The sequence below is a fragment of the Actinomadura rayongensis genome, assembly GCF_009831215.1.
Lineage (GTDB): Bacteria > Actinomycetota > Actinomycetes > Streptosporangiales > Streptosporangiaceae > Spirillospora > Spirillospora rayongensis.
Genome location: NZ_WUTW01000001.1, coordinates 1612880 through 1637261, shown reverse-complemented (window position 1 = coordinate 1637261; position 24382 = coordinate 1612880). Strand labels below are relative to the sequence as shown.

The 24382-nt window shown below is 74.4% G+C and carries 24 protein-coding genes; 6 read left to right on the top strand and 18 right to left on the bottom strand.

Annotated features, from left to right (window positions below; translation table 11 throughout):
- Positions 1–4: 4 nt before the first annotated feature.
- Positions 5–1183 carry a MacS family sensor histidine kinase gene (gene macS, locus GQ466_RS07725; protein WP_161102009.1) on the bottom strand — a complete coding sequence of 393 codons (1179 nt, stop codon included), beginning with the start codon at positions 1181–1183 and terminating at the stop codon, positions 5–7.
- Positions 1170–1886 carry a lysophospholipid acyltransferase family protein gene (locus GQ466_RS07720; RefSeq protein WP_161102008.1) on the bottom strand — a complete coding sequence of 239 codons (717 nt, stop codon included), beginning with the start codon at positions 1884–1886 and terminating at the stop codon, positions 1170–1172. The genes macS and GQ466_RS07720 overlap by 14 nt, the downstream gene beginning before the upstream one ends.
- Positions 1887–2240: 354 nt before the next feature.
- Here GQ466_RS07720 and GQ466_RS07715 point away from each other — a divergent pair, with 354 nt between their 5' ends.
- Complete coding sequence (locus GQ466_RS07715; RefSeq protein WP_161102007.1) at positions 2241–3074, top strand: hypothetical protein; 834 nt, start codon at positions 2241–2243, stop codon at positions 3072–3074.
- Here the strand turns inward: GQ466_RS07715 and GQ466_RS07710 are convergent.
- The 5 genes from GQ466_RS07710 to GQ466_RS07690 all read right to left on the bottom strand — a co-directional run bounded on the left by GQ466_RS07710 (position 3071) and on the right by GQ466_RS07690 (position 7049).
- Positions 3071–3775 carry an endonuclease/exonuclease/phosphatase family protein gene (locus GQ466_RS07710; protein ID WP_161102006.1) on the bottom strand — a complete coding sequence of 235 codons (705 nt, stop codon included), beginning with the start codon at positions 3773–3775 and terminating at the stop codon, positions 3071–3073. The genes GQ466_RS07715 and GQ466_RS07710 overlap by 4 nt on opposite strands.
- Positions 3776–3780: 5 nt before the next feature.
- Positions 3781–4725 (bottom strand): ROK family glucokinase, encoded by a 945-nt coding sequence (locus GQ466_RS07705; RefSeq protein ID WP_161102005.1) that lies wholly within the window; start codon positions 4723–4725, stop codon positions 3781–3783.
- Positions 4726–5228: 503 nt separating this feature from the next.
- Positions 5229–5666: an SRPBCC family protein gene (locus GQ466_RS07700; RefSeq protein WP_161102004.1), complete on the bottom strand. Its 438-nt coding sequence runs from the start codon at positions 5664–5666 to the stop codon at positions 5229–5231.
- A gap of 45 nt (positions 5667–5711) precedes the next feature.
- Positions 5712–6479, bottom strand: a complete 768-nt coding sequence (locus tag GQ466_RS07695; RefSeq protein WP_161102003.1) for a metallophosphoesterase family protein — start codon at positions 6477–6479, stop codon at positions 5712–5714.
- A gap of 33 nt (positions 6480–6512) precedes the next feature.
- Positions 6513–7049, bottom strand: a complete 537-nt coding sequence (locus tag GQ466_RS07690; RefSeq protein WP_161102002.1) for a copper homeostasis protein CutC — start codon at positions 7047–7049, stop codon at positions 6513–6515.
- A gap of 95 nt (positions 7050–7144) precedes the next feature.
- Between GQ466_RS07690 and GQ466_RS07685 the strand changes: the two genes are divergently transcribed.
- Complete coding sequence (locus GQ466_RS07685) at positions 7145–8932, top strand: AMP-binding protein (protein WP_161102001.1); 1788 nt, start codon at positions 7145–7147, stop codon at positions 8930–8932.
- On the opposite strand, the gene GQ466_RS07680 is transcribed toward GQ466_RS07685, so the two are convergent.
- Entirely contained in the window at positions 8929–9582 is a 654-nt protein-coding gene (locus tag GQ466_RS07680; RefSeq protein ID WP_161102000.1) for an NAD(P)H-binding protein, read from the bottom strand. The genes GQ466_RS07685 and GQ466_RS07680 overlap by 4 nt on opposite strands.
- A 2-nt stretch (positions 9583–9584) precedes the next feature.
- Entirely contained in the window at positions 9585–10232 is a 648-nt protein-coding gene (locus tag GQ466_RS07675) for a TetR/AcrR family transcriptional regulator (protein WP_161101999.1), read from the bottom strand.
- Between the two features lie 67 nt (positions 10233–10299).
- On the opposite strand from GQ466_RS07675, the gene GQ466_RS07670 reads away from it, so the two are divergent.
- Positions 10300–11484: an MFS transporter gene (locus GQ466_RS07670; protein ID WP_161101998.1), complete on the top strand. Its 1185-nt coding sequence runs from the start codon at positions 10300–10302 to the stop codon at positions 11482–11484.
- A 225-nt stretch (positions 11485–11709) separates the two neighbouring features.
- Here GQ466_RS07670 and GQ466_RS07665 read toward each other — a convergent pair whose 3' ends face one another.
- From GQ466_RS07665 to ctaE, 6 genes are all read right to left on the bottom strand, one after another.
- Positions 11710–12501 (bottom strand): hypothetical protein, encoded by a 792-nt coding sequence (locus tag GQ466_RS07665; RefSeq protein ID WP_161101997.1) that lies wholly within the window; start codon positions 12499–12501, stop codon positions 11710–11712.
- 114 nt (positions 12502–12615) lie between these two features.
- The gene (locus tag GQ466_RS07660; RefSeq protein WP_161101996.1) at positions 12616–13743 is read right to left on the bottom strand and encodes a glycosyltransferase family 4 protein; all 1128 of its coding nucleotides are present in this window, start codon (positions 13741–13743) and stop codon (positions 12616–12618) included.
- 67 nt (positions 13744–13810) lie between these two features.
- Positions 13811–15436 (bottom strand): cytochrome bc1 complex cytochrome b subunit, encoded by a 1626-nt coding sequence (qcrB, locus tag GQ466_RS07655; protein ID WP_161101995.1) that lies wholly within the window; start codon positions 15434–15436, stop codon positions 13811–13813.
- Positions 15433–16533 carry a cytochrome bc1 complex Rieske iron-sulfur subunit gene (gene qcrA, locus GQ466_RS07650; RefSeq protein WP_161101994.1) on the bottom strand — a complete coding sequence of 367 codons (1101 nt, stop codon included), beginning with the start codon at positions 16531–16533 and terminating at the stop codon, positions 15433–15435. Before qcrA ends, qcrB begins: the two co-directional genes overlap by 4 nt.
- Complete coding sequence (gene qcrC / locus GQ466_RS07645; protein ID WP_161101993.1) at positions 16530–17447, bottom strand: cytochrome bc1 complex diheme cytochrome c subunit; 918 nt, start codon at positions 17445–17447, stop codon at positions 16530–16532. The genes qcrA and qcrC overlap by 4 nt, the downstream gene beginning before the upstream one ends.
- A 32-nt stretch (positions 17448–17479) precedes the next feature.
- Positions 17480–18142 carry an aa3-type cytochrome oxidase subunit III gene (ctaE, locus tag GQ466_RS07640; protein ID WP_161101992.1) on the bottom strand — a complete coding sequence of 221 codons (663 nt, stop codon included), beginning with the start codon at positions 18140–18142 and terminating at the stop codon, positions 17480–17482.
- A 322-nt stretch (positions 18143–18464) separates the two neighbouring features.
- Here ctaE and GQ466_RS07635 point away from each other — a divergent pair, with 322 nt between their 5' ends.
- The gene (locus tag GQ466_RS07635) at positions 18465–18887 is read left to right on the top strand and encodes a response regulator transcription factor (RefSeq protein WP_161101991.1); all 423 of its coding nucleotides are present in this window, start codon (positions 18465–18467) and stop codon (positions 18885–18887) included.
- A gap of 23 nt (positions 18888–18910) precedes the next feature.
- Positions 18911–19960 carry an anthranilate phosphoribosyltransferase gene (trpD, locus tag GQ466_RS07630; RefSeq protein WP_161101990.1) on the top strand — a complete coding sequence of 350 codons (1050 nt, stop codon included), beginning with the start codon at positions 18911–18913 and terminating at the stop codon, positions 19958–19960.
- A gap of 4 nt (positions 19961–19964) precedes the next feature.
- Here the strand turns inward: trpD and GQ466_RS07625 are convergent, their stop codons facing one another.
- Genes GQ466_RS07625 through GQ466_RS07615 form a run of 3 tightly spaced genes read right to left on the bottom strand, consistent with a single transcriptional unit; the run spans position 19965 to position 22865 of the window.
- The gene (locus GQ466_RS07625) at positions 19965–20246 is read right to left on the bottom strand and encodes an Lrp/AsnC ligand binding domain-containing protein (protein ID WP_161101989.1); all 282 of its coding nucleotides are present in this window, start codon (positions 20244–20246) and stop codon (positions 19965–19967) included.
- A gap of 37 nt (positions 20247–20283) precedes the next feature.
- Positions 20284–21033: a rhomboid family intramembrane serine protease gene (locus GQ466_RS07620; RefSeq protein ID WP_161101988.1), complete on the bottom strand. Its 750-nt coding sequence runs from the start codon at positions 21031–21033 to the stop codon at positions 20284–20286.
- 35 nt (positions 21034–21068) lie between these two features.
- The gene (locus tag GQ466_RS07615; protein WP_161101987.1) at positions 21069–22865 is read right to left on the bottom strand and encodes a DEDD exonuclease domain-containing protein; all 1797 of its coding nucleotides are present in this window, start codon (positions 22863–22865) and stop codon (positions 21069–21071) included.
- A gap of 120 nt (positions 22866–22985) precedes the next feature.
- Between GQ466_RS07615 and GQ466_RS07610 the strand changes: the two genes are divergently transcribed.
- A complete protein-coding gene (locus GQ466_RS07610; RefSeq protein ID WP_337193361.1) occupies positions 22986–24374 on the top strand; it encodes an NYN domain-containing protein in 1389 nt (462 codons plus the stop codon).
- The last annotated feature ends 8 nt before the right edge of the window (positions 24375–24382 follow it).

Below are 24382 nucleotides of genomic sequence, written 5' to 3'. Positions count from 1 at the left end.
TCGGTCACGGCCCCACCTTACGGGCGAGATCGCGTCCATGCCGGGGCACGCTGATCTCGATCTCCGTCCCGGCGCCGGGCGCCGACGCGATCTCGACCGTGCCGCCGAGGTCCCGGACGCGGCCGACGATCGACTGGGCGACGCCGAGCCGTCCGGCCTCCTGCGCGGCGGCGAGGCGACCGGGCTCGATGCCGGGGCCGTCGTCGCGGACGCTGACGACGACGGCGTCCGGGTCGTCCTCCAGCAGCACCCACGCGGGCGCGGACGGCCCGCAGTGCCGGGCGACGTTGTCGAGCGCGGCGGCGACGGCCGCGTCGATCTCGCGGGCGACGGCGGCGGGCAGCGGGACGGGCGTGGCGGGCGCCGCGACGGACACGGTCGTCGAGCCGTGCGCGGCGAGCAGCGCGCCGAGGTCGGCGGTCCCGGCGGGCGGCGCGGGCGCGGCGGCGCCGATGAGGGCGCGCAGCGCGGCCTCCTGCTCCCCGGCGAGCCGGCCGAGCCCGGCGGCCTCCCCGCCGAGTTCGGCGCCCCGGCGGCGGACCATCGCGAGAACCTGGAGCACCGAGTCGTGGATGCCGCGCGCGAGCCGTTCCCGCTCGCGGGTGGCCGCCTCCAGCTCGACGGCGCGGGCGAGGCGCGCCTCGGCCTCGCGGGCGAGCCGGACGACGTGCCCGACGACCAGCCCGGCGAGGAACAGCAGCACGATCCCGTTGAACATCGCGGTCCCGTGCGTGCCGTCGGACCCTGCGAGGACGTGCAGCAGCGCGTTCCCGGCGGCGAGGACCCCGGCGCCCGCGACGCCCCACCGCCGTCCGCCGTGCACGGCCCAGGCCAGCACGGCGGCGGCGACCCAGGAGACCGGGAGGGTGGGCCGTCCGGCGGCGATCCCTTCGGGCGTCTCGACATAGGCGGTGGCCAGCAGGCAGCCGAGCGCGACGGCCATGTCGGCGGCGAGCAGCGCCGGGCCGCGCCGCCGCGCGTCGGCGAACAGGGCGGTCGCGGCGGCCGTCCAGACGGCCATGACCGCGAGCGCGGCCCAGCCGCCCGCCGGACGCGCGTACTCGCCGTGGTTGCGGACGATCATCACGGCGGCGTACGCCAGCGCCAGCCACCGGTACACCGCCACGGCCCGCCACAGCGCGGACTCCAGCCCGCCCGGCGCGCGGGCGTCAGTCGTCGTCATCGGAGGGGCGCGGCGTCCGGCCCTCCAGTTCCGCCTTGACCTCCGCCGCGTACCGGTCGACGTACTCCTGGCCCGACAGCGCGCGGATCGCCTGCATGATCTCGTCGGTGATCTTGCGCAGGACCTCGCGGTCGTCCTCCTGGCCGTAGTACCGCGAGAAGTCCAGCGGCTTCCCGAACCGGACGCCCGGCCGCACGCCCACCTTCGGCGCGCGGCTGCCGGGCGGCATCAGCTCGAACGTGTTGATCATCGCCATCGGGACGACCGGCACCCGCGACTTCAGCGCCAGCCGCGCCACGCCCGTCTTGCCCCGGTACAGCCGGTTGTCGGGGGCGCGCGTGCCCTCGGGGTAGATGCCGAGCAGCTTGCCCTCGCGCAGGATCCGCAGGCCCGTGTCGAGCGCGGCCTCGGCGGCGCTGCCGCCCGTCCGGTCCACCGGGACGACGCCGACGCCGGTGAAGAACGCCTTGCTGAACAGGCCCTTCACGCCCTTCCCCGTGAAGTAGTCCGCCTTGCCGATGAAGAAGATCCGGCGCATCACCGGGAGCGGGCCGAAGAAGTGGTCGGCGAACGACAGGTGGTTGCTCACCAGCAGCGCCGGGCCGCGCTTCGGAACGTTGCCGACGCCGGCGTTCCTCGGCCGCCACACGACGTACAGGATCGGCGACAGGACGATCCTCAGCAGGATCCAGAACCACAGCATTCCGACACCTTCCTCCGTCCGCCCGGGGTCGCGGCGCACACCGTCACGGCCCCCCGCGCGCCAGGGGGTTGCGGGACATCTTCCCATCCCCGTCCGCGCGCTCCCAACGGCCTCCGCCCGAGCGCTCACCAAGGCGCTCACCAAGGCGCGCACCGAGGCGCGCGGCGTTCGCCGTCCCGGCGGGCCGCGCGGGAACGTAGGCTCGGAGAGGACGCGGCCGTGCGTTCGTCGCCCCGGGGGGTTGTCCCCGGCGGCTCAGCGCATACCGTGGGACTCATCTTTTCTGTGCGGAGCGGAGGGCCGAACCATGCCGGTGCTGGCGGTCGCCGCGGAATCGACGGAGGAACCGGCCCCGTGAATCGCCGAGGCAACGGACTTACCGCGGACGCCTACGCGCCGCTCGTCGATCTCGCGCCGCACCTGGCCGACGCGATGCTGACGGCGCTGCGCGACGCGGGCGTGGCGGCGTACGCGACGGGCGGCGGCGCGGGCGACCCGGACGCGGCGCTCGGCGCCCTGCCGGACGTCGCGCCGGACGCCCCCGAGCCCGGCGACGGCGAACCGCTGGACCGGCTGTTCGTAGACGTCGCGATGAAGCCGACGGCCGAGGGCGTCCTGCGCGTCCATCTGACCCGGCTGCGCGACGCGGGCGGTGGCGAGCCGCCCGAGCCGGCGGGGGCGCTGCCCGCCGCGCCCGAGCCCGCGCCCGATCCGAAGACCGAGCCCGAGGGCGGCGCGGCCGTCCGCGACGAGGACGCCATCTGGGCCGAGATCGTCGCGGGCTTCGACGCCGAGGTGCCCGAGGGCGAGCGGGTGCCGTGGCCGGACGAGGAGAACCTGCGCGAGCCGTCCGGCCCGCCCGGCGACGACCGCGCGGGCCGCCTCCCGCGCGCCCGCGTGCTCGATCCCGCCGACGAGGACGAGGACGAGTTCCCGCCCGCCGACGACGAGGGCCACTACGTCCCGCCGCCCCCGGCGCCGCTGCCGCAGGCCGACCCGGTGACCAAGGGCGCGTGGATCGCGCTCGTCGGCGGCCCGCTGTACCTGCTGGTGACCGTCCTGCTGGACTGGGAGGTCCCGGGCTGGGCGGCGTTCCTCGCGGTGGCCGCGTTCATCGGCGGGTTCGTGACGCTCGTGCTGCGGATGGGCGACGAGCCCCGCGACCCCGACGGCGGCGCCGTCGTCTAACCGGGGAGCGTGAGGTCGGCCAGAACCGGCCGGTGGTCGGTCGCGCGCGGGTAGTCGCGCGCGAGCGCCGGGTCGCCGGGGACGCCGCAGCCGGTGATCCCGAACGGCGCGGCGGCGAAGATCCCGTCGATGCGCCGGTGCGGGTCGCGCGCCGGGAACGTCGCGCTCTCCCCCGCCGGGGCGACGGCGTGCGCGTCGCGCAGGTCCGCGCTCAGCAGCGTCCAGGACGGTCCGCCGGGCTCCTCGTTGACGTCCCCGGACAGCACGACGGGCGCGTGGTGGACGTCCGCCGCCCGGTCCAGCAGCCGGAGCACCTCCCGGACGTGCGCGAGCCGCGGTTCCGGCCGCAGGTCGAGATGGGTGCTCGCGGCGGCGAACCGCGCGCCGTCCACCTCCAGCACCGCGACGGCCAGCCCGCGCCGGTGCAGCCCCGGGACGCGCGTCAGCAGGTGGAACTCGCGCGCGACGCGACGGACGCGCGGCGCCGCCAGCACCGCGAGCCCGCAGGCGCGGCGCCCGGCGGCGACCCGCATCCCGCAGGCGCGCGCCAGCCGGCGGCGCCGCACCCGCCAGTCGCCGAAGCGCGGAACCTCTTGGAGGCACGCCACGTCCGGGTCCAGGGCGCGGATCACCCGCGCGACGGCGTCGGCGTCGTCGCGCAGGGACCGCACGTTGTAGCCGAGGACCCGGACGGACGGCACGCCGGTCAGATGCGGGCCAGGTCCGCCGCGCCGACGATCCCGGCGGCGGGCCCGAGTTCGGCGATGCGGATCTCCGGCAGCGGCCGGTGCCCGCGGCCGGTGAGCGCCGCGCCGAACGCGTCCCGGACGGGGTCGAGCAGCAGGTCCCCCGCCTCCGACAGCCCGCCGCCGATGACGAACGCGCCCGGATCGAGGATCGCGCTGAGGTCGGCGAGGCCCTGCCCGGTCCACTGCGCGACGGTCTTGAAGCACTCCAGCGCGGCGGCGTCGCCCTCCCGCGCCGCCTGCGTGATCTGCGGGCCGTGGATCCGCTCGGGGCTGCCCTCGCCGAGTTCCAGCAGCCGCCCGGCCATCGCGGGCGCCACCCGGGCGAGGTCGCGGGCCTCGTGGACGAGCGCGTTCCCGCTCGCGTACTGCTCCCAGCAGCCCCGGTTGCCGCAGCCGCAGCGGCGCCCGTCGGGCACGACGCGGAAGTGGCCGAACTCCGCGCCGATCCCGAACCGGCCCCGGTTCAGCTCGCCGTCGACGATGATGCCGCCGCCGATGCCGGTGCCGAGCGTGATGCAGACCATGAAGTCCTGGCCGCGTCCGGCGCCGTAGCGGGCCTCGCCCCAGGCGGTGGCGTTGCCGTCGTTCTCCACGACGACCGGGAGCCCGACGAGCCCTTCGACCTTCTTCTTGATCGGCTCGTCGCGCCAGGCGAGATTCGGCGCGAACAGCACCGTGGAACGGTCCTCGTCGACGAACCCCGCGGTCCCGAGGCCGACCGCCGAAACGTCCGGGTACTTGCCCTTGAGAAGGTCCACCACCTCGGCGATGACGTGCGCGGTCTCCTCCGGGTCGGTGGAGGGGGTCGGACGCCGCACCTTCTCCACAATCGCGCCGTCGTCGTCGACCACTCCCGCGGCCACCTTCGTTCCGCCGACGTCGACACCGATCGTCAGGCCCATGGACGCTCCTCCTCCACTGTGTTCTCCCCAGCGGATCGGCGCACTGTCCGGTCATGGGGAAGCCGTCGCGGGGCGCGGCGGCGCGCGGGCCGCCCCGCCGGATCCGCGCGGAAGGCTCCGCCGGACCGGGCGCCCGACCGCCCCGGGTCCGCTCGAACGCGGCGGCGACGCCCGGCGCCGCCGCTCGCCGCGACCGGCACACCGCGCGGACGGTCCGCCGCGCGGCCCCGCGCGCGACGGGGCAGTATCGGCATGCGGACGCCCCTGTCGCGATGCGCGGCGCCCCCGCGGCGGTCAGGCTCCGCACGTCACCGGCGACGGCCGGGCCGGCTCGCGCCGCCCGCGCACCGCCGCCGCAGGACGTGGAGGGGCCGCTCTGCCGCTCCGGGGACGTCGCCTGGCTGCTGCTCGGTCATCAGAACATTTTCCACGTGTCGACGCCGCGAAACGGTATCGACCCATGCCGGTAACGAAGCTCTTACTCGCGGCGGGCCCGCGGCGCGCTATGCGCTCTCGATGTGGCGCTTCAGCCCCTTGAGCGCCGAGTCGATGATCCGCTTCTCCCCCTTGCGCTTCACCATGCCGATCATCGGGACCCGGACGTCCACCGCCAGCTCGTAGGTGACCTCGGTTCCGCCGCCCGAAGGGACGAGCGTGTAGGAGCCGTGCAGGCCCGTCACGACCGTGCCCGAGTCCACCAGCCGCCACGTCACCGACCGGTCGTCGTCCCAGGTGTACTCCAGCCCGACCGTGTCGCTGAACGGTCCGCCGTCGAAGGTGAGCCGGGCGCGCTCGGCCCGTCCGTCCGCGCCGGTGGCGTCGATCTCGACGCTCCGGATCCCGCTCGCCCACGCCGGGTAGTCGCCGAGATCGGCGATCACCGCCATGATCGTCTCGGGCGCCGCGTCGATCAGGATCGTGGACTTCGTCCGCTCCGCCATTGCCTGCCGTCCCTCCGGCCTCGTCGCCTGTCGGGGTCCTATCTTTCACACCGAGAGCGCGAACGGCATCCCGCGGGCGCGGAAATGGCCGACGTTGACGCACTCGGTCCGCCCGATCCGCCGCCGCCGGGCCAGCGGCTGGTGGACGTGCCCGAACAGCGCGTACCTCGGCTGCGTCCGCTCGATGAAGTCCAGCAGGGCCCGGCTGCCGCGCTCGAACCGCCGCGCGACCGTGTCGTACAGCAGGTCGGGGACGTCCGGCGGGATGTGGGTGCACAGGACGTCCACCGGGCCGAGCGCCTCGACCTTGGCCGCGTAGGCGTCGTCGTCCAGCTCGTAGGGCGTGCGGTACTCGGTGCGCAGCCCGCCGCCGACGAACCCGAACCGCAGCCCGCCGATCTCGGTGACCTCCCCGTCCAGGACGCGGTGGCCGGGCCGCAGGTGCTCGGCCCACAGGCCGGGGACGTCCACGTTCCCGTAGGTGAGGTACGCGGGCTCGGGCATGGCCTCGAACAGCCGCTTGTACTGTTCGCGGACGGCCCGTTCGATGTGCGGCCAGGCGTCCCCGCCGAGCGACGCCCACCGCTCCTCGGAGAACGCGCGGGCCTCGGCGAACCGCTTGCCGGTGCGCAGCTCGATGAGCCGGTCGGCGGCGTCCTGGCCGAACAGATCGGCGAAGATCCCCTGGGCGTGGTCGTCGTAGTCGAGGAACAGGATGAGGTCGCCGAGGCAGATGAGCGCGTCGGCCCCGTCGGCGGCGCGCGCGAGCGCGTCGGCCCGCCCGTGGACGTCGCTCACCACATGGATCCGCATGATTCGAATGTAGTGCGCGCGCGGGCGTCCGGTTCACCCGCCGGTCGCCGCGCGGACCAGCGCCCGCCACTCGGCGACCAGCGCGGCGTCGGCCGGGGCGCCGGTGGAGCCGTCGCGGCGGACGGCGGTCCCGGCGTGGAACGCGGTGATCCCGGCGGCGGCGAGGGCCGCGACGTGCCGCCGCCGCAGTCCGCCGCCCGCGAGGATCGGCGCCGCCGGGCGCTCGGCGGCGCGGCGGGCGAGGACGGGCAGGCCCGCGTCCACGCCGCGCGGCGAGCCCGCCGAGCGGACGGCGTCCGGCGCGGTGCCGGGCACGCGGACGAGCGCGCACACCTGTTCCCAGGCGCGGGCCGGGTCGGCGGCGTGGTCCAGGACGCGGTGGAACGTCCACGGCCGGGGCGCGACGGCGGCGGCGAGCGCGGTGACGGCGGCCACGTCCACGAGGCCGTCCGCGCCGAGGAAGCCGAACGCGAACCCGTCCGCCCCGGCGGCGGCCAGGGACGCGGCGGCGCGGCGCAGCCGGTCCAGCTCGGCCGGGCTGGTGCGCAGGCCCGCGTTGGCGCGGAGCACCGCGCGGACCGTTTGCTACTCGCGGGTACCATCGGCCAGTGAGGAACCGGTACCGTCTTCCCCGCCCCGCAGTGACAAATCCTTGAGGAGTGGCCGTGCGCGAGTTCAGCGTCCCCGCCCTGGCGGAGGTGCCCGGCACCACCAACCTGACCGACTCGCCGTTCGCGCGGGCCGCCGCGACACCCGGCGCGATCGTGCTGCGCCGCCGGACCGCGACGGGCTGGAGCGCCGTCACCGCGCGCGAGTTCGCCGCCGAGATCACCGGGCTGGCCAAGGGCCTGATCGCGGCCGGGATCGAGCCCGGCGACCGGGTCGGCCTGATGTCGCGCACCCGCTACGAGTGGACGGTCCTGGACTACGCGATCTGGACGGCCGGCGCGGTCGTCGTCCCGATCTACGAGACGTCCTCCGCCGAGCAGGTCGAGTGGATCCTCGGCGACTCCGGCGCCCGCGCGGTGTTCACCGAGACCGAGCAGCACCGCACGACCGTGGCCCAGGCCAGCGACCGGCTCCCGGGCCTGGAGCACGTCTGGACGATCGACGCGGGCGACCTCGCCGACGTGGCCGCGTCCGGTGCGGAGATCGCCGACGCGACCGTTGAGGAGCGCCGCCGGGTCGCCGCCTACGACGACCTGGCCACGCTCGTCTACACCTCGGGCACCACCGGGCGTCCCAAGGGCTGTGAGCTGACCCACGGCAACCTCGTCGCGACGTCCAGGAACGCCATCCAGGGCGCGATCTCCGAGGTCGCCGTCGAGGGCAGCTCGACGCTGCTGTTCCTGCCGCTCGCGCACGTCTTCGCCCGGCTGATCGAGGTCGCGACGATCGAGGCGGGGATCGTCCTCGCGCACAGCGACATCCCGAGCCTGCTGCCCGACCTCGCGTCCTTCCGGCCGACGTTCCTGCTCGCCGTCCCGCGCGTGTTCGAGAAGGTCTACAACGGCGCCGAGCAGAAGGCCGCCGCCGAGGGCAAGGGCAAGATCTTCCACGCCGCCGCCGAGACCGCGATCGCCTACAGCCGGGCGCTCCAGGACGGCCGTCCGGGCCTGGGACTGCGCGCCAGGCACAAGGTGTTCGACGTGCTCGTCTACGGCAAGCTGCGCGCGGCCGTCGGCGGACGCGTCCAGTACGCGGTGTCGGGCGGCGCGGCGCTCGGCGAGCGGCTCGGGCACTTCTTCCGGGGCGTCGGGATCACGATCCTGGAGGGCTACGGCCTCACCGAGACCACAGCGCCCGCGACGGTGAACCGTCCGAGCGCGCTGCGGATCGGAACCGTCGGCCAGGCCATCCCCGGCGTGACGATCCGGATCGCCGACGACGGCGAGGTCCTGGTCCGGGGCGTCAACACGCTCAAGGGCTACTGGAACAACGAGACCGCGACCAAGGAGGCCGTCGAGGACGGCTGGTTCCGCACCGGCGACCTCGGCGCCCTGGACGACGACGGCTACCTGCGGATCACCGGCCGCAAGAAGGAGATCCTCGTCACGGCGGCGGGCAAGAACGTCGCGCCCGCGCCGCTGGAGGACCGCCTGCGCGCCCACCCGCTGATCAGCCAGTGCCTCGTCGTCGGCGACGGCCGCAAGTTCATCAGCGCGCTGATCACGCTGGACGAGGAGGCGCTCGGCCCGTGGAAGGAGCGCCACGGCAAGCCCGCCGCGATGACCGTCGCCGAACTGCGCACCGACCCGGACGTCATCGCCGCGATCGACGCCGCCGTCGCGGACGCCAACAAGTCCGTCTCGCACGCCGAGGCGATCAAGAAGTACCGGATCCTCGGCGTGGACTTCAGCGAGGAGGCGGGCCACATGACGCCGAGCCTCAAGGTCCGCCGGCACGCCGTCATGAAGGACTTCGCCGACGAGATCGAGTCGATCTACACCTAGCCCAGGGCGACGACGGCCTCGTCGATCGGGGTCTCGCCGTTCAGCAGGTCCAGGGTGCGGTGGCGGACGGGCGACGGGAGCAGCGCGGCGACGACGGCGGCCACGTCGTCGCGCGTCACGTCGCCGCGTCCCACGTCCGGGTCGGCGAGCGTGACGCGGCCGGTGCCGGGGTCGTCGGTGAGCCGGCCCGGACGGACGATCACCCAGTCCAGGTCGCGGGAGCGCAGGTCCACCTCGGCGGCGTGCTTGGCGGCGACGTAGGCGGCCCACTGGTCGTTCGCGTCCGGAGCCGGCGCCCGGTCCACGCCCATCGCGGAGATCTGCACGAGGCGCGGCACCCCGGCGCCCTCGGCCGCCTCGGCGAGCAGGACGGCGGCGCCCCGGTCCACGGTGTCCTTGCGGGCGACGCCGCTGCCCGGCCCGCCCCCGGCGGCGAAGACGGCCGCGTCGGCGCCCTCGACGCGCTCGGCCAGCTCGTCGGCCGGGATCTTCTCCAGGTCCGCCACGACGGGCTCGGCGCCGGTCGCGGCGACGTCCCCGGCGTGGTCGGGGTTGCGGATGAGACTGCGCACGGTGTCCCCCCGGGCGGTCAGCAGCCGCGCCAGCCGCAGCGCGATCTTGCCGTGCCCGCCCGCGATCACGATGTCCATGGTCACGATCCTACGGACCGGTCCGCGGCGTCCCCGGAGGCGGGCAGGGAGGCGGGCGCGGTGAGGGCCGCGCGGGCGAAGGCGGTGAGGGTGTCGCGCATCGCGGCCAGCTCGTCGGGGTCGTCGTCCAGGCCGAGGCCCATCAGGTCGGCGAGCCGGGGCAGGGCGAGCGGGATCAGCGCGAGGCCCTTCAGCGTCAGGAGCAGGCGCGCGTCCTCCGGGGACGGCTCCCGGCCGAGCCGCGCCCCGATCTCCGCCGCCTTGTCGCGGCAGCGCTGCCCGCGCCAGCTCTGCTCGGGCAGCGACCCGTCGCGGTGGTGCAGTGACTCCCACATCAGCAGCCGGACGAGGTCGGGACGCCGCAGGTACACGTCGAACATGCCGCCGACGTACTCGACGGGGTCGTCGCCGGCTGACGCCGCGACCTCGGCGACCTCGTCCAGCGCGATCTGCATGACGGCGTCGAACAGCTTCTCCTTGCTGCCGAAGTAGCCGTAGATCCGCTCCTTGTTGACCCCCGCGCTCGCGGCGATCCGGTCGACGCGGGCGCCGGCGACGCCGTGCTCGGCGAACTCCGCGCGGGCGGCGGCGAGGAGCGCGGCGCGGGTGGCGGCGGCTCCGGTGAGCGGCGGTTCGGTCTGGTTCGGCATGGGCCGAGTCTACCGCTGCCAACTGGTTGGTTGACTTCCAACCGGTTGGTTGGCTACGGTTCCCGCCATGACCACCACCGCGCCCCGAAGGGCCGCCCCCCGCCCGGCGGCCGTCGCGCCGTTCGGGCGCACCGCCGCCGTCCTCGCCGCCACCGCCCTGCTCGCCACTTCCCAGCTCTACGGCGCGATCCCGCTGCTCGGCGCCGCCGCCGACGACTGGGGCACCCGCCCCGGCCCGCTCACCTGGCTCGTCACCGCGTTCGGCCTCGGCTACGCGGCCGGGTTCCTGCTGTTCGGCCCGCTCTCGGACCGGCTCGGCCGCCGCCGCGTCATGGTCGCGGGCGTCGCCGCGACCGCCGTCACCACCGCGCTCGTCGCGCTGGCGCCGGGGCTCGCCGCCGCGCTCGTCCTGCGGGTCCTCCAGGGCGTGACGATCGGCGCGTTTCCGCCCGTCGCGATGGCCTACGTCGGCGAGCGCGTCGCCCCGCACCGCCGCCTGCTGACGGTCACCGCGATGACCACCGGGTTCCTGTCGTCCGCCGTCGTCGGGCAGCTCACCGCGCAGGGGATGCTCGCGCTGCTCGGCTGGCGCTCGTTCTTCGGCCTCGGCGCCGTGCTGTTCGCGGTCGCCGCGCTGGCCCTGCGCGCGCTCCTGCTCCCGGACGTCCCGCGCCCCGGCGTCTCCCCCGCCGCCGCGTACCGGGCGATGCCGCGCCTGCTCGCCGCGCCCGGCCTGCGGACGCTCTACCTCGCCGTGCCGGTCGTCCTCGGCTCGTTCGTCGCGATCTACACCGGGCTCCAGCTCACCGGGACCGACGGGCTGCTCGGCCTGCGCGCGAGCGCACTCCCGGTGATCCTCGCGATCCCGTTCGCGACGCCCCGGCTCGCCCGGCTCGACCCGGTTGCCCGCACGGCCGCCGCGCTGGTCCTCGCCGCCGCGGGGACGGCCCTGATCGGCCTGCTCGCCCCCGGCACGACCCTCCTCGCGCTGCTGCTCATGGCCGTCACCGCCGGGATCGGCGTCACCGCGCCGGGGATGATCGACCTCATCGGGTCACGGGCGGGCGCGCACCGCGCCCCGGCCATCTCCCTGTTCACCGCGCTCATGTTCGTCGGCGCCAGCGCGGGGCCGCAGCTCGCCGCCGCGCTCGCCGGCCGGGGCCTCACCCTCATCGCGTTCGCGCTCGCCGCGCTGCTCGCCGTCGCGGCCGGGCTCGTGCGCGCCGCGCGGCGCGGGCTCAACGGCGCCTGATGACTCCCTTAACGGGGCCTTAAGAGGCTCGGCGTCCGCGCGGACCGGGCCTAGCGTCGGAACCGGACCGGCCGCGACGGAGCCGGGCTCCCCGGCCGCCCGAGCGACGGTCACGGGTCGGCCCGATCCGGCTCCCCGCAGACCCCGCCCTGCGCCGCCCGGTCCGCGGAAGCCGTGTCCGGCGTCTCGGACGCCGGACACGGCTCGGCCGTCACACCGCTCCCGTCACACCGTCCAGGGCAGGCGCAGCGCCTCCAGCTCGGGATCGGCGAGCAGGTCCTCGATCAGGGCGCGCGGGCCGACGACCTTCGTCCCCCACAGGTCCCAGTCGCAGTAGACGACCCAGGACCGGTCCGCCGCCCACAGGTTGGACGGGCAGCTCGTCATCGCCGGATGGTCGTACAGGTCCGCCGCGTCGCCGACCCGTCCGGCGTACACGGTCTCCCGGTCCCAGTCGGCGGTGACGAGCGGGCAGTAGTAGGCCAGGCAGCGCGTGTCGGGGCCGTCCGGGCTGTGCCGGGCGAGGACGCCGGTCAGCCGCCGCCAGCCCTCCCGGTCCAGGCAGCCCTCGGCGGGCGGCTCCACGGCCGCCGACCAGCTCCCGGTCGGGTGCGCCTGGCGCAGGCAGCGGTGGCCCGGGTACTCGCCGTCCGGGACGACCGGACCGCCGAACCCCGCCGCCAGCTCCGACCAGCGCAGCCGCCGCCAGCCCGTCCCCGGGTGCCCGCTGCGGCCGAGCCTGCTGCCGGTGACGACGGCGTCCTCCAGCAGCTCGCCGACCTCGGCCTCGGTTCCGTCGGCGCCGGCGAGGCCCGCCGCGCGCACCGACCGGTAGACGTCGTCGTGGGTCGTCGTCACCAGGCCGTCGCGCCACACGTACATCGCGTGCAGCAGCCAGACGGAATCGGGCCGTCCCGGGGGCTCGAACCCCGAGTAGCAGTGCTCCGGATCCATCTCCGCGAGCCAGCCGACCGCCTCGCCGGCGACCGGCCGCCACATGTCCTCGACGTCCGCCATGCCTCGCATCCTGCCACCCGTGCGGCACCGATCCGGCGACGGGAGCGCCCATCGGCGCGCTCCGGCCAGGGCCGCGGGGAACAAATCGGTATATAAAGCCCAGACGGGGATGAGTCAGTCGGAGAGCAGTGCGCCGAGCCGCGCGGCCTGCAACTCCCAGCGCCATTCGCGCTCCACCCACGCCCGGCCCGCCGCGCCCATCGCGCGCGCCCGGACGGGGTCGTCGAGCAGCCCGGCCACCGCGTCGCCGACCGCCTCCGCCGAACGGCCCGGCACCACCACGCCCGTCGTGCCGTCCAGCACCGCGTCCGGCGCGCCGCCCGAATCGCCCGCCACCACCGGCAGGCCCGTCGCGGACGCCTCCAGGTACACGATGCCGAGGCCCTCCACGTCCAGGCCCCGGCGGCGCGTCCGGCACGGCATCGCGAAGACGTCGCCCGCGTCGTAGTGCGCCGGCAGCTCGTCCCACGGGACGGACCCGGTGAACACCACCGACGACCGGACGCCCGCCGCGTCCGCCAGCCGCTCCAGATCGCGCCGGTACGGGCCGCCGCCGACCAGCAGCAGCACCGCGTCCGGCACCGCGCGGCGCACGCGCGGCCACGCCCGGATCAGCGTGTCCTGGCCCTTGCGCGGCACCAGCCGGGACACGCACACCGCCACCGGACGGCCCGCCAGCCCGTGCCGCTTGCGGATCTCCGCGCCGCCCGCGCCCGGCGCGAACAGCGTCTCGTCCACGCCCGGGGCCAGGCGCGCCAGCCGCGCGGCGGCGTCCGCCGACAGCGCCCGCGCCAGCCGCGACCGGGTGTACTCGCCGAGATAGGTCAGCGCGTCCGTCCCGTCGCCGATCCGGCGCAGCAGCCGCCGCGCGACCGGCAGCGCCGCCCAGCCCGTCTCGTGCCCGTGGGTCAGCCCGACGAGCCGCCGCGCGCCCCGCGCCCGCAGCGCCGGGGCCAGCAGCCCGAGCGGCGCCGCCGCGCCGAACAGCACCGAGTCGCAGTCCTCCGCGCGCAGGATGTCCGCCGCGCGCCGCAGCACGCCCGGCTCGGGCAGCATCAGCGACGTCGGATGCCGCACCACCGGGAACGGCTGCGCCGCGTCGAACGCCGCCGCGCCCTCCCACGCCGGCGCGTACACCACCACCGACCCCGCAGGACGCCGCACCGCGAGGTTGTGGACGAACGCCTGGATGCCCCCCGGACGCGGCGGGAAGTCGTTCGTCACGACGAGAGTCCTGGTCATCGGCCCCCCCAGAATACGGCGAGGCCCGCCACCGGAAGTCCGGTGGCGGGCCTCGTCCGCGACGGCGTCAGTGCTCGATCTGCTCGGGCTTCCGTCCGCCCTCGACCTCGTCGTGGCCGTGCTCGTGCTCCTCGACCGGGATGTCGTCGAACGTCCAGGCCCGCTGGAGCCGCGACCGCAGGTGCCCGACCGGGCCCTTGGTGCTCGGCGCCGGGATCCCGTTGGCGTCCACCGCCGGGGCCTCCGGACGCGCGTTCTCCTTCGACAGCAGCACCGCGCGCTGCTCGTCGCGCATCGGCTCGTGCCGCTCGGAGAACTTGCCGTCCGGCGACATGAGGATCGTGCCGCTCTCCACCCCGTGCGCGACGGTCTCGGCGTCCTTGCGCTGGAGGCCGAGGCAGACGCGCTTGGTGATGATGTACGCGATGACCGGCCCGACGAAGAACGTGACCCGGAAGAACCAGGTGGTCGCGTACAGGGACACGTGGAACTTGTCGGCGACGACGTCGTTGGCGCCCGCGACCCACAGCAGGCCGTAGAACGTCACGGCGGCCATGCCGACGCCCGTGCGGACCGGGGCGTTGCGCGGCCGGTCGTTGACGTGGTGCGGACGCTTGTCGCCCGTCACCCACGCCTCGATGAACGGCCACAGCGCGGCGCCGGTGAAGATGATCCCGAGCGGGACCAGCGCCGGGATCAGCACGTTGAGGCTCAGCGTGTGGCCCCAGGCCGTGATCTCCCAGTTCGGCATGATGCGCAGCGCGCCTTCGAGGACGCCCATGTACCAGTCCGGCTGGGAGCCCGCGGAGATCGCGCCCGGGTCGTACGGGCCGAACAGCCAGATCGGGTTGATCTGCGCGAACGTGCCGAGCAGCGCCAGGACGCCGAAGGTGAACAGGAAGTACGCGCCCGTCTTGGCCATGAAGACCGGGTAGAACGGGTAGCCGTACACCTGCTCCTCGGTCTGGTTCTTGACCGGCATCGCGGTGTGCTTCTGGTGCCACATGATCATCATGTGGGCCGTCACCAGGCCGAGGATCAGGCCGGGGATCAGCAGGATGTGCAGCGTGAACAGCCGGGGCACGATGTCCTGGCCGGGGAACTCCCCGCCGAACAGGAACATGTACCCGTACGTGCCGACGACCGGGATCGACTCCAGCACGCCCTGGGTGATCCGCAGACCCGTGCCCGAGAGCAGGTCGTCCGGCAGGGAGTAGCCGAACAGGCCCTCCAGCATGCCGAGGACGAACATCGTGATGCCGATGAGCCAGTTCAGCTCGCGCGGCTTGCGGTACGCGCCGGTGAAGAACACCCGCAGCATGTGCGCCAGGATCGACGCCATGAACAGGATCGCGGCCCAGTGGTGGATCTGCCGCATGAGCAGTCCGCCGCGCACGTCGAACGTGATGTGCAGCGTCGAGGCGTAGGCCTCCGACATCTTCACGCCGTTGAGCTTGGTGTACGACCCGTCGTACACGACCTCCATCATGCTGGGCTTGAACCAGAGCGTCAGGAACGTCCCGGTCAGCAGCAGGATGATGAAGGAGTAGAGGGCGATCTCGCCCAGCATGAACGACCAGTGGTCCGGGAAGACCTTCTTGAGGTTCCGGTTGAGGAACCCGGTGGACCCCAGGCGGTCGTCCAGGAAGTTCAGCGGTCCTTCGACCGCCTTCGGGGCTGTGGCCTCGCTCATCCGCGCTCCCAGAAGCTCGGGCCGATCGGCTCGGTGTAGTCCGAGGTGGCCACGAGGTAGCCGTCCTCCACGCTCAGCGGGAGCTGCGGCAGGGGACGCGCCGCCGGGCCGAACACGACCCGCGCCCCGTCGGTGGCGTCGAACGTGGACTGGTGGCACGGGCACAGGATGTGGTGCGTGGTCTGCTCGTACAGGGCCGCGGGGCAGCCGACGTGCGTGCAGATCTTGGAGTACGCCACGATCCCGTTGACGTGCCAGTTCTCCCGGCCCTTGACGGGCTTGAACTCGTCGGCCGGGATGTTCAGGAGGATGGTGACGACCTTGGCGGTCTGCGTCAGCACCTCGTCCTCGGGCAGGTTCTCCTCGATGCCCTCGGGCAGGACGGTGATCATCCCGCCGGGGCTGGCGAAGTCGCTGACCTTGAGCGGCTGGTTGGTGCCGTCCACGACGAGGCGGACGCCCTTCTTGCCCTCCGCCTTCGCCTTGCGCACCGCGTCGGCCCAGTAGGTGTGCCGCAGCTTCTTCTCCGGCAGCGGGCCGAGGTCGCGCAGCAGGAACAGCGGCGCGATGCCGAGCGGCGCGGCGGCCAGCAGCAGCGTGCGGCGCAGCAGCGGGCGCTTGGTGATCCCGCTGTCCTCGGCGCCCTCCAGGAAGGCGGCGGTGAACGAGGCGCGGTCCTCCGCGCCGACGTTCATGGCGTGCCGCTCCTGGACGATCGGCTTGCTGGTCATCAGGCGCCGCACCCAGATGGTGACGCCGAAGGCCATCGCGAGGAACGACAGCGCCATCAGGCCGCCGAACCACAGGTTCGACTCGCGCGCCCGGTCCACGCCGTGCATGCCGCCGTGCCGGCCGCTCCAGCCGATGAAGTAGACCAGGAACCCGACGCTGGCGGCGAAGGCCAGCAGGAAGAACGTGGCGACGATGCGCTCGGCGCGCTTGGCCGCCTGCTCGTCGATCTCCTCGCCGATCCCGGCGGGCGCCGAGATGTCGTCCTGCGCGAGGAGCCGCGTGTCCTGCGCGGGCGACGGCGTCGCGCCGGTCCGCAGCGGCGTGGTCCCCTCCGGGACGGGCTCGGTCTCGTTGTTGTCGCTCATGACTTCTTCAGCTTCTTCGGCTTCTTCGCGGTGATCCACATGGCGGCCAGCACCAGCAGGCCGATCCCGACCAGCCAGCCCGCGAGGCCCTCGGTCACCGGGCCGATGCGGCCGAGGCCGCTGCCGCCCGGGTTGGGCTCCTCACGCGTCTGGACGAGGTAGGCGATGATCGCCTGCTTGTCCTGCGGGGTGAGCGTGGTGTCGTTGAACACCGGCATCGCCTGCGGGCCGGTCAGCATGGCCTCGTAGATCTGGGTGGGCGTGACGTCGCTCTTGGCGAGTTCGGGCGCGTACTTGCCGCCCGTCAGCGCGCCGCCCTGGCCGGTGAAGTTGTGGCACTGGGCGCAGTTGGTGCGGAACAGCTTGCCGCCGAGCGCGACGTTGCCCTTGCTCGGGTCCACCTCGGAACCGGCCGGGACACCGGGGCCGGGCTGGGCGCTCAGCGAGGTGATGTAGTTGCGCAGGTCCGCGAGGTTCTTCTCGGCCCGCGCCTTCTGCTCCTCGGCCGCCCTGCGCTTGGCCGGGTCCTCGTAGTCGGTCTTGATCGTGGTGTCGAAGTCCGTGATCGGCCTCTTACGAGGAATCTGCGCGCCCGGGTTCATCGCGGGCATGCGGCCGGTGGAGACCTGGAAGTCGACGGCCGCGGCGCCGACGCCGAGCAGGCTCGGCGCGATCGCGTGCCCCTTGGCGTCCTTGGTGCCCTCGGCGTTCAGGCCGTGGCAGCTCGCACAGTTCTTGTTGAAGAGCTGCTGGCCGTTCTTCAGGTCCGCGGCCGCCTGGGTCGCGTTCGCCGCCTCGGCGCGGTCGGCCCGGGGCGAGAAGCCGGCGTAGATGACGCCGATCGCCGCCAGGGCCGCCAGCACGACGGCGTAGCCCGCCCAGGGGCGCCGTCGCCATGCGGTGAACCTTTTCACGGAAATCCCCGTTCGGGTCATGTCGTCGTTGGTCAGTGGAGGTCGAGCAGGTAGATGGTCGCGAAGAGGCCGATCCAGACCACGTCCACGAAGTGCCAGTAGTACGAGACCACCACGGCACTGGTCGCCTGCTCGTGCGTCCATCGCTTGGCGGCGTAGGTGCGTCCCAGCACGAAGAGGAACGCGATGAGCCCGCCGGTCACGTGAAGCCCGTGGAAGCCGGTCGTCATGTAGAAGACCGTCCCGTACGCCGAGGACGACAGCGTCAGGCCGTCCTTGGTGACGAGCGAGTAGTACTCGTACGCCTGCCCGGCGACGAAGTACGCGCCCATGAGGAACGAGAGCACGTACCACTCGCGCAGGCCCCAGCGCTTCACGTTGAGGAGGCCGCCGTCGCGCCCGACCTTGCCGTTCTCCGCCTTGAACACGCCCATCTGGCATGTCACCGAGGACAGGACCAGGATCGTGGTGTTCACAGCGGACAGCGGGAGATTGAGGTCCGCCCCCGGCCATGCGTGGGAGCCGTCCTGGCCGATCGTCACGGAGCGGATCGTGAAGTAGATCGCGAACAGCGCCGCGAAGAACATCAGCTCGGACGACAGCCAGACGATCGTCCCCACGCTGACCAGGATGGGACGATTCTCCCGAGCGTGCGGTGTTGTCTCTATCGCGGATGCCGTTGCCACGGGCAGCATTATTACGTCACCCGGTCGGCGACCCGCGCATGACCCCCCTCCAGCGCACCTCGAGCGTGTCCGCGCGGTCGCCGCGCGGAGCCCCGCGCGGGGGCCGGGAGGGCCGTCGCACCAGCGGTTCCCGGCTGCGACGGGGTGGCTTCGAGGCGGGCCCGGACGGGCAGGGCACGATTCGGACACGGCGGCGGGCCGCCCCTGCGGCGGCGCGGCGCGGGACGGGACGGACGTCGGCGACATCAACCGGTATATCCGAAAGGCGCCGCTTGTTAACACGTGAATCGCATCTCGTGCGGGCGACACCGCTCCGGTACTCTTCGGTGCCATGAGCACCGCCCCGGAGAGCCCGATGAAGGTCCTCGTCTACAGCGACGACGCGAACGTGCGCGCGCAGGTGCGCCTCGCGATCGGGCGCCGTCCCGCCGCGGACCTCCCGGCCGTCGAGTACGTCGAGGTCGCGACCCAGCCCGCCGTCGTCGCGCGGCTGGACGAGGGCGACATCGACGTCGCGGTGGTGGACGCCGAGGCGCAGCCCGCGGGCGGGCTCGGCGTGTGCCGGCAGGCCAAGGACGAGGTCTACGACTGCCCGCCGGTGCTCGCGATCATCGCGCGCCGCGACGACGGCTGGCTCGCCACCTGGTCGCGCGCGGACGCGGTCGTCGCGCTCCCGCTGGACCCGATGGCCGTGGCGCGCTCGGTCGCCGACCTCATGCGGCGCCGCGCGGCGAGCCGTCTGCCGGTCCTGTAACGATTCCCGGGAGGACCACGCACATGGACGCGCGGACGACGTGGCCCGCCCTGCTCGGCGCCCTGATCGACGGCGACTCGCTGTCGAGCGAGGAGACGTCCTGGGCGATGCGCCAGATCATGTCGGGCGAGGCCACGGACGTGCAGATCGGCGGCTTCGCGGTCGCCATGCGCGCCAAGGGCGAGACGGTCGCGGAGGTCTCCGGCCTCGCCGACGGGATGCTCGCGCACGCCACGCCGATCACGGTGCCAGGACCCATCGCCGACCTCGTCGGCACCGGCGGCGACCAGGCGCACACGGTGAACATCTCGACGATGGCGGCGGTGGTCGCGGCGGCGTCGGGGGTGACGGTCGTCAAGCACGGCAACCGGGCGTCGACGTCGTCGTGCGGCGCGGCGGACCTGCTGGAGGAGCTGGGCGTCCCGCTGGACCTGGCGCCCGAGGCCGCCGCGCGCGTCGCGACCGAGGTCGGCATCACGTTCTGCTTCGCACCGCTCTACCACCCGGCGTTCCGGCACACGGCGCGTCCGCGCAAGGAGCTGGGGACGCCGACGGTGTTCAACTTCCTCGGCCCGCTCACCAACCCGGCGCGTCCGTCGGCGCAGGCGGTCGGGGTGTTCCATCCGCGCATGGCGGGGATCGTCGCGGGCGTGTTCGCCGAGCGCGGGAACAGCTCGCTGGTGTTCCGCGGCGACGACGGCCTGGACGAGCTGACGACGACGGGCACGTCCACGGTCTGGGTCGTGCGGGACGGCACCAGCGTCGAGACCGTGTTCGACCCGGCCGACCTCGGCATCGCGCCCGCCCGTCCGGGCGACCTGCGCGGCGCGGACGCGACCTACAACGCGCGGGTGGCCCGCGAGGTGTTCGAGGGCGTGCCCGGCCCGGTGCGCGACATGGTGCTGCTGAACGCGGCGGCGGTGATGGTCGCGTTCGAGGGCGTCCCGGCCGCGCCGGACCTCACGGCCGCGCTCGGCGACGCCTACGGCCGCGCGGCGGCGTCGGTCGACTCCGGCGCGGTGTCGGCGCTGCTGGACCGCTGGGTGTCGACGGCGCGGGCGCTGCGCGGCTGAGCGCTCACTCGGGCAGGCCGAGCGAGAACGCCGCCTCCAGGTCGTGCTGGGAGTAGGTGCGGAACGCGATGTGGGTCTCGGTGCCGCGGATGCCCGGGACCTGGTTGAGACGGCCGGGGATGACGTCGTTCAGGTCGTCGTGGCGGCGGACGCGGACGATCGCGACGAGGTCGTGCTCGCCGGTGATCGAGTAGACCTCGCTGACGCCGTCCAGCGCGGCGATCGCCTCGGCGACCTCGTGGATGCGCGCGACCTCGGCCTTGACGAAAACGATGGCGGTGACCACGGACGGCCCTCCCCGGTAGACGGATCCGTCCGAGACTCTAGCCGCGGGCGAGGCCGACGGCGCGCCGGGACGGCCCCGCGCGGCGCGCGAGCAGCCCGAACAGGGCGCCCGCCACGAAGCCGTAGATGTGCGCGACGAACGCGACGTTGCTCTCCTTGTCGCCGAGCGACAGCCATTGCAGGCCGAACCAGGTGCCGAGCAGCACCCAGGCGGGCAGCCGCACGACGATCGGCGGGACGAGGCTGACGATCCGTCCGCGCGGGTTCAGCACGAGGTACGCGCCGAACACGCCCGCGATGGCGCCGGACGCGCCGATGAGCGGCACGCCCGAGTCCGGCGAGGTGTAGGCGAACCCGTAGACGGCGACGAGCCCGAACAGCAGGTAGCTGAGCAGATAGCGGAGCCGTCCGAGCCGGTCCTCGACGCCCATGCCGATGACGAACAGCGCGACGAGGTTGCCGAGCAGGTGCAGCGCCCCGGCGTGCAGGAACATCGAGGTGAACGCGGACGTCCACGGCCGCTTGGCGAAGGTCGTCTCGCCGCAGCGCTGGACGACGTCGGCGGGCGCGGGCTGCTGCTTCCCGGTCGTCAGCTCGTGCGGGATCGCGCCGTAGTGGAGGGTGAACTCGGTCGCCCGGCACTCGCGGACGCCGCTGTCGCCGCCGTACCAGGTGGCGAAGCTGGCCATCGGCGTGAACAGGTACACGACCACGTTGACGGCCACCAGCAGGTACGTCGCCCAGGGCACCCGGCGGGCGGGCTGGCTGTCGTACAGCGGCAGCGCCATCTGGGACGTCCTCCCCCATCGACGGATTTATCCCGTCACCTTAGTGGGCGCCGGGGCCGGGGCGCGGACGGCTCGACCGGCGCGTACGCCCGGTCGATGCGGGCCCGCAGCCGCTCGGCGCCGTGGACGGGGCACGTCCAGACGCCGTCCAGTTCGACCAGGCGGGCCCCGGGACCGTCCAGCCAGCGCAGGACGCACTCCATCTCCTCCGCGCCCGCACCGCCCGACTCCGCCCCGGCGGGGATGGCGTCCGGGCCGGCGCCCAGCTCGGGCAGGACGGTCTCGGCGGTCGCGATCAGGGCGTCCACGTAGGGCCGCGGGTGGGCGCCGCGCGGAACGGCCCCGGCGGCGGCGAGGCGGCCGTGCCGGACCACGGACACCTCCCAGCCGCCGCCGGGGGCGGGGCGGGCCGCGACGAGCTGCGCGCAGCCCGCGAGCGCGCCGAGCCGCTGCGCGCGGGACGCGGCGCGGACGAACGCGGCGAGCCGGTCGCGCTGCGCGGCGGCCTCCTCGTAGCGCAGCTCGACGGCGAGCCGGTCGATGCGGGCGGTGGCGGCGGCGACCACGGGACGCACGTCGCCCGCGAACACCGACCGTACGGCGGCGGCGTGCGCGGCGTACCGCTCGGGCGTCTCGTCCCCGGTGCAGGGCGCGCCGCAGCGGCCGAGGTCGGCGAGCGCGCAGGTCTGGGCCTTGCCGCGCTCCACCAGCGCGGGCGTGAGCCGCTGCGTGCACTGGCGCAGCGGGACGGCCTCGTGCAGCGCCGCCCGCGCCTCCTCGGCCTGGCGCCGCGAGCCGAGCGGCCCGAGGTAGGCGGCGCCGTCCGGGCGGCGCTCCCGGACGATCGACAGGCGCGGGAACGGCTCGACGGTCAGCTTCAGCCACACGACCCGCTCGGGGAACTTGGACCGCCGGTTGTAGCGCGGCTTGTGCGCGGCGATGAGCCGCAGCTCGCGGACCTCGGCCTCCAGCGCCGTCGCGCACACGATCGGCCGGACGCGCTCGGCGAGCCCGACCATCTCGCGGGCGCGCCAGCGGGTCTCCGAGCCGGTGAAGTAGTTGCGGACGCGGCTGCGCAGGTCGCCGCTCTTGCCGACGTAGAGCACCTCGCCGCGCGCGTCCTCGAACAGGTAGACGCCGGGCGCGCTCGGGACGTCGTCGGCCAGGTGCCGTTTGCTGCGCTGCTCGGGCGTCGGCGCCTTGGCGAACCCGCGCAGCTCCTCCAGCGACGTGACGCCGAACGAGCCGAGCCGCTCGATGAGGCCGTGCAGGACGTCGACGGTGGCGCGGGCGTCGTCCAGCGCGCGGTGGTTCGGGGTCGTCGCGGCGCGGAAGTGCCGGGCCAGCGTCTCCAGCTTGCAGTTCGGAACCTCGTCGCGGGTGAGGACGCGGCGGGCGAGGTCCACGGTGTCGACGACGGGGAAGCCCGGCCACGGCCGTTCCCGTTCCGCGCACGCGGCCTTCAGGAATCCGATGTCGAACGGCGCGTTATGGGCGACGAGAACGCAGCCCTGCGCGAATTCCAGGAATGCGGGAAGGACCTCGGCGATGCGCGGCGCGGCGTACACCATCTGCTGGGTGATGCCGGTGAGCGCGGTGATGAACGGCGGAATGGGCGCGCCCGGGTCGACCAGCGTGCCGAATTCCCCGAGTTCCACGCCGCCGCGCACCTTCACCGCGCCGATCTCGGTGATGGCCGAGTCCCGCGCGGATCCCCCGGTGGTCTCCAGGTCGACGACGACGAACGTGACGTCGGCGAGGGGGGTCCCGAGGTCGTCCAGAGTGCCCTGGACGCCGCTCGGCGCGGGAGGAACGGCTTTGGCAGGCGGCATGACGGCGACGGTAAAGGACGCCACCGACAAACGGCCGTCCATGCGGCGCGGCGGGGCGCCGACATGCGGAATCGGGGGTCGCCGACGGCGGCGCTAGGGTGTTCACTTCCCGGTTAGCAGGTGCCACCGCAGGGAAGTGCTCTGCGTACCGGTGGCGGGTCCGAGAGGAGCGGGATCATCGACAGCGGTCCGGATGCGGAGGGACGGCTGGACCGTCCGCTGCCCGACGCCGTCCGGCAGCGCGTCGTGGAGGCCGCGGCCGAGGTCCTCGGCGCCCTGCCGGCCGACGCGGTCCCGGCGCGGCTGCGCCCGTTCGCCCGGTTCGAGCGCCGCAAGCGCCGCAAGCTCGGCGGGTCGGCGATCGCGGCCGTCCTGGACGCCGACGCCGACTTCCGGGGCCGGGTCGCCGAGGCGCTGCGCGGCGCGCAGCCCGAGCTGGTCGCGGCGGTGGAGGCCGGGGAGCGTCCGCCGGCGGCCGATCCGGTGCAGGTCGCGATGCTGGCGTACCTGCTGCGCCCGGCGGACTGGACCGAGGCGGTCGACGCCGTCCACGCCGAACTGGCGGCGTCCCGGGACGAGTCGCGCGAGCGGGCGGCGGCGCGCGAGCTGCAGGCGCTGCGCGACGAGCTGGCGGCGGCGCGCGCCGAGCGGGCCGCCGAGTCCGAGCGGCTGCGCGCCGACCTGCGCGCGGCCAAGACCGAGAACGCCGACCTGCGGCGGCGGCTGCACGAGACGCGGCTGCGGCTGAAGTCCGAGCAGGCGCGGGCCGAGACGCTCGCGGCGGAGGCGGGCGCGGAGCGGGCGACGGCGCGCGACGCCGCGACGTCGGCCGACAAGGAGCTGCGCCGGATGCGGGTGCGGACCGAGCGCGCCGAGGCGGCCGTGGAGGCGGCGCGGCGCGCGGCGCGCGAGGGCCGCAACGCCGACGACGTGCGGCTGCGGGTGCTGCTGGACGCCCTGGTGGACGCCGCGCAGGGCCTGCGCCGGGAGCTGGCGCTGCCGACGATGATCGAACGTCCCGCCGACGCCGTGCGCGGCCTGGACCCGGGTCCGCCGACGCCCGCGTCGCTGCCCGGCCGCGCCCTCGCCGACGACGATCCGCAACTGCTCGACCGGCTGCTCGCGCTCCCCCGCGTCCATCTGGTCGTGGACGGCTACAACGTCACCAAGACCGGTTACGGCGGGCTGCCGCTGGCCGACCAGCGCGCCCGGCTGCTGTCGGGCCTCGGCGGCCTCGCCGCGCAAACACGCGCCGAGGTGACCTGCGTGTTCGACGGGGCGGACCTCGACGCGCCGGTGCCGATCTCGGCGCCGCGCGGGGTGCGGGTGAAGTTCAGTCCACCCGGGACGACGGCCGACGAGCTGATCGGCGAACTCGTCCGCGCCGAGCCGCCGGGACGGGCCGTCGTGGTGGTCTCGGCGGACCGGGAGGTCGCGGACGCGGCGCGCCGCGCGGGGGCCCGTCCGGCGCCGTCTCGGCTGCTCCTGCACCGCCTCGGCCGGGCCTGACCGCTACC

What these genes read in the sequence shown, in the direction of transcription:
- qcrB (WP_161101995.1), bottom strand. Translation starts at nt 15,436, where the DNA reads ATGAGCGAGGCCACAGCCCCGAAGGCGGTCGAAGGACCGCTGAACTTC.
- GQ466_RS07695 (WP_161102003.1), bottom strand. Translation starts at nt 6,479, where the DNA reads ATGCGGATCCATGTGGTGAGCGACGTCCACGGGCGGGCCGACGCGCTC.
- trpD (WP_161101990.1), top strand. Translation starts at nt 18,911, where the DNA reads ATGGACGCGCGGACGACGTGGCCCGCCCTGCTCGGCGCCCTGATCGAC.
- GQ466_RS07665 (WP_161101997.1), bottom strand. Translation starts at nt 12,501, where the DNA reads ATGGCGGACGTCGAGGACATGTGGCGGCCGGTCGCCGGCGAGGCGGTC.
- ctaE (WP_161101992.1), bottom strand. Translation starts at nt 18,142, where the DNA reads ATGCTGCCCGTGGCAACGGCATCCGCGATAGAGACAACACCGCACGCT.
- GQ466_RS07660 (WP_161101996.1), bottom strand. Translation starts at nt 13,743, where the DNA reads ATGACCAGGACTCTCGTCGTGACGAACGACTTCCCGCCGCGTCCGGGG.
- GQ466_RS07700 (WP_161102004.1), bottom strand. Translation starts at nt 5,666, where the DNA reads ATGGCGGAGCGGACGAAGTCCACGATCCTGATCGACGCGGCGCCCGAG.
- GQ466_RS07720 (WP_161102008.1), bottom strand. Translation starts at nt 1,886, where the DNA reads ATGCTGTGGTTCTGGATCCTGCTGAGGATCGTCCTGTCGCCGATCCTG.
- GQ466_RS07635 (WP_161101991.1), top strand. Translation starts at nt 18,465, where the DNA reads ATGAGCACCGCCCCGGAGAGCCCGATGAAGGTCCTCGTCTACAGCGAC.
- GQ466_RS07620 (WP_161101988.1), bottom strand. Translation starts at nt 21,033, where the DNA reads ATGGCGCTGCCGCTGTACGACAGCCAGCCCGCCCGCCGGGTGCCCTGG.
- GQ466_RS07680 (WP_161102000.1), bottom strand. Translation starts at nt 9,582, where the DNA reads ATGGACATCGTGATCGCGGGCGGGCACGGCAAGATCGCGCTGCGGCTG.
- macS (WP_161102009.1), bottom strand. Translation starts at nt 1,183, where the DNA reads ATGACGACGACTGACGCCCGCGCGCCGGGCGGGCTGGAGTCCGCGCTG.
- GQ466_RS07615 (WP_161101987.1), bottom strand. Translation starts at nt 22,865, where the DNA reads ATGCCGCCTGCCAAAGCCGTTCCTCCCGCGCCGAGCGGCGTCCAGGGC.
- qcrA (WP_161101994.1), bottom strand. Translation starts at nt 16,533, where the DNA reads ATGAGCGACAACAACGAGACCGAGCCCGTCCCGGAGGGGACCACGCCG.
- GQ466_RS07705 (WP_161102005.1), bottom strand. Translation starts at nt 4,725, where the DNA reads ATGGGCCTGACGATCGGTGTCGACGTCGGCGGAACGAAGGTGGCCGCG.
- GQ466_RS07670 (WP_161101998.1), top strand. Translation starts at nt 10,300, where the DNA reads ATGACCACCACCGCGCCCCGAAGGGCCGCCCCCCGCCCGGCGGCCGTC.
- GQ466_RS07675 (WP_161101999.1), bottom strand. Translation starts at nt 10,232, where the DNA reads ATGCCGAACCAGACCGAACCGCCGCTCACCGGAGCCGCCGCCACCCGC.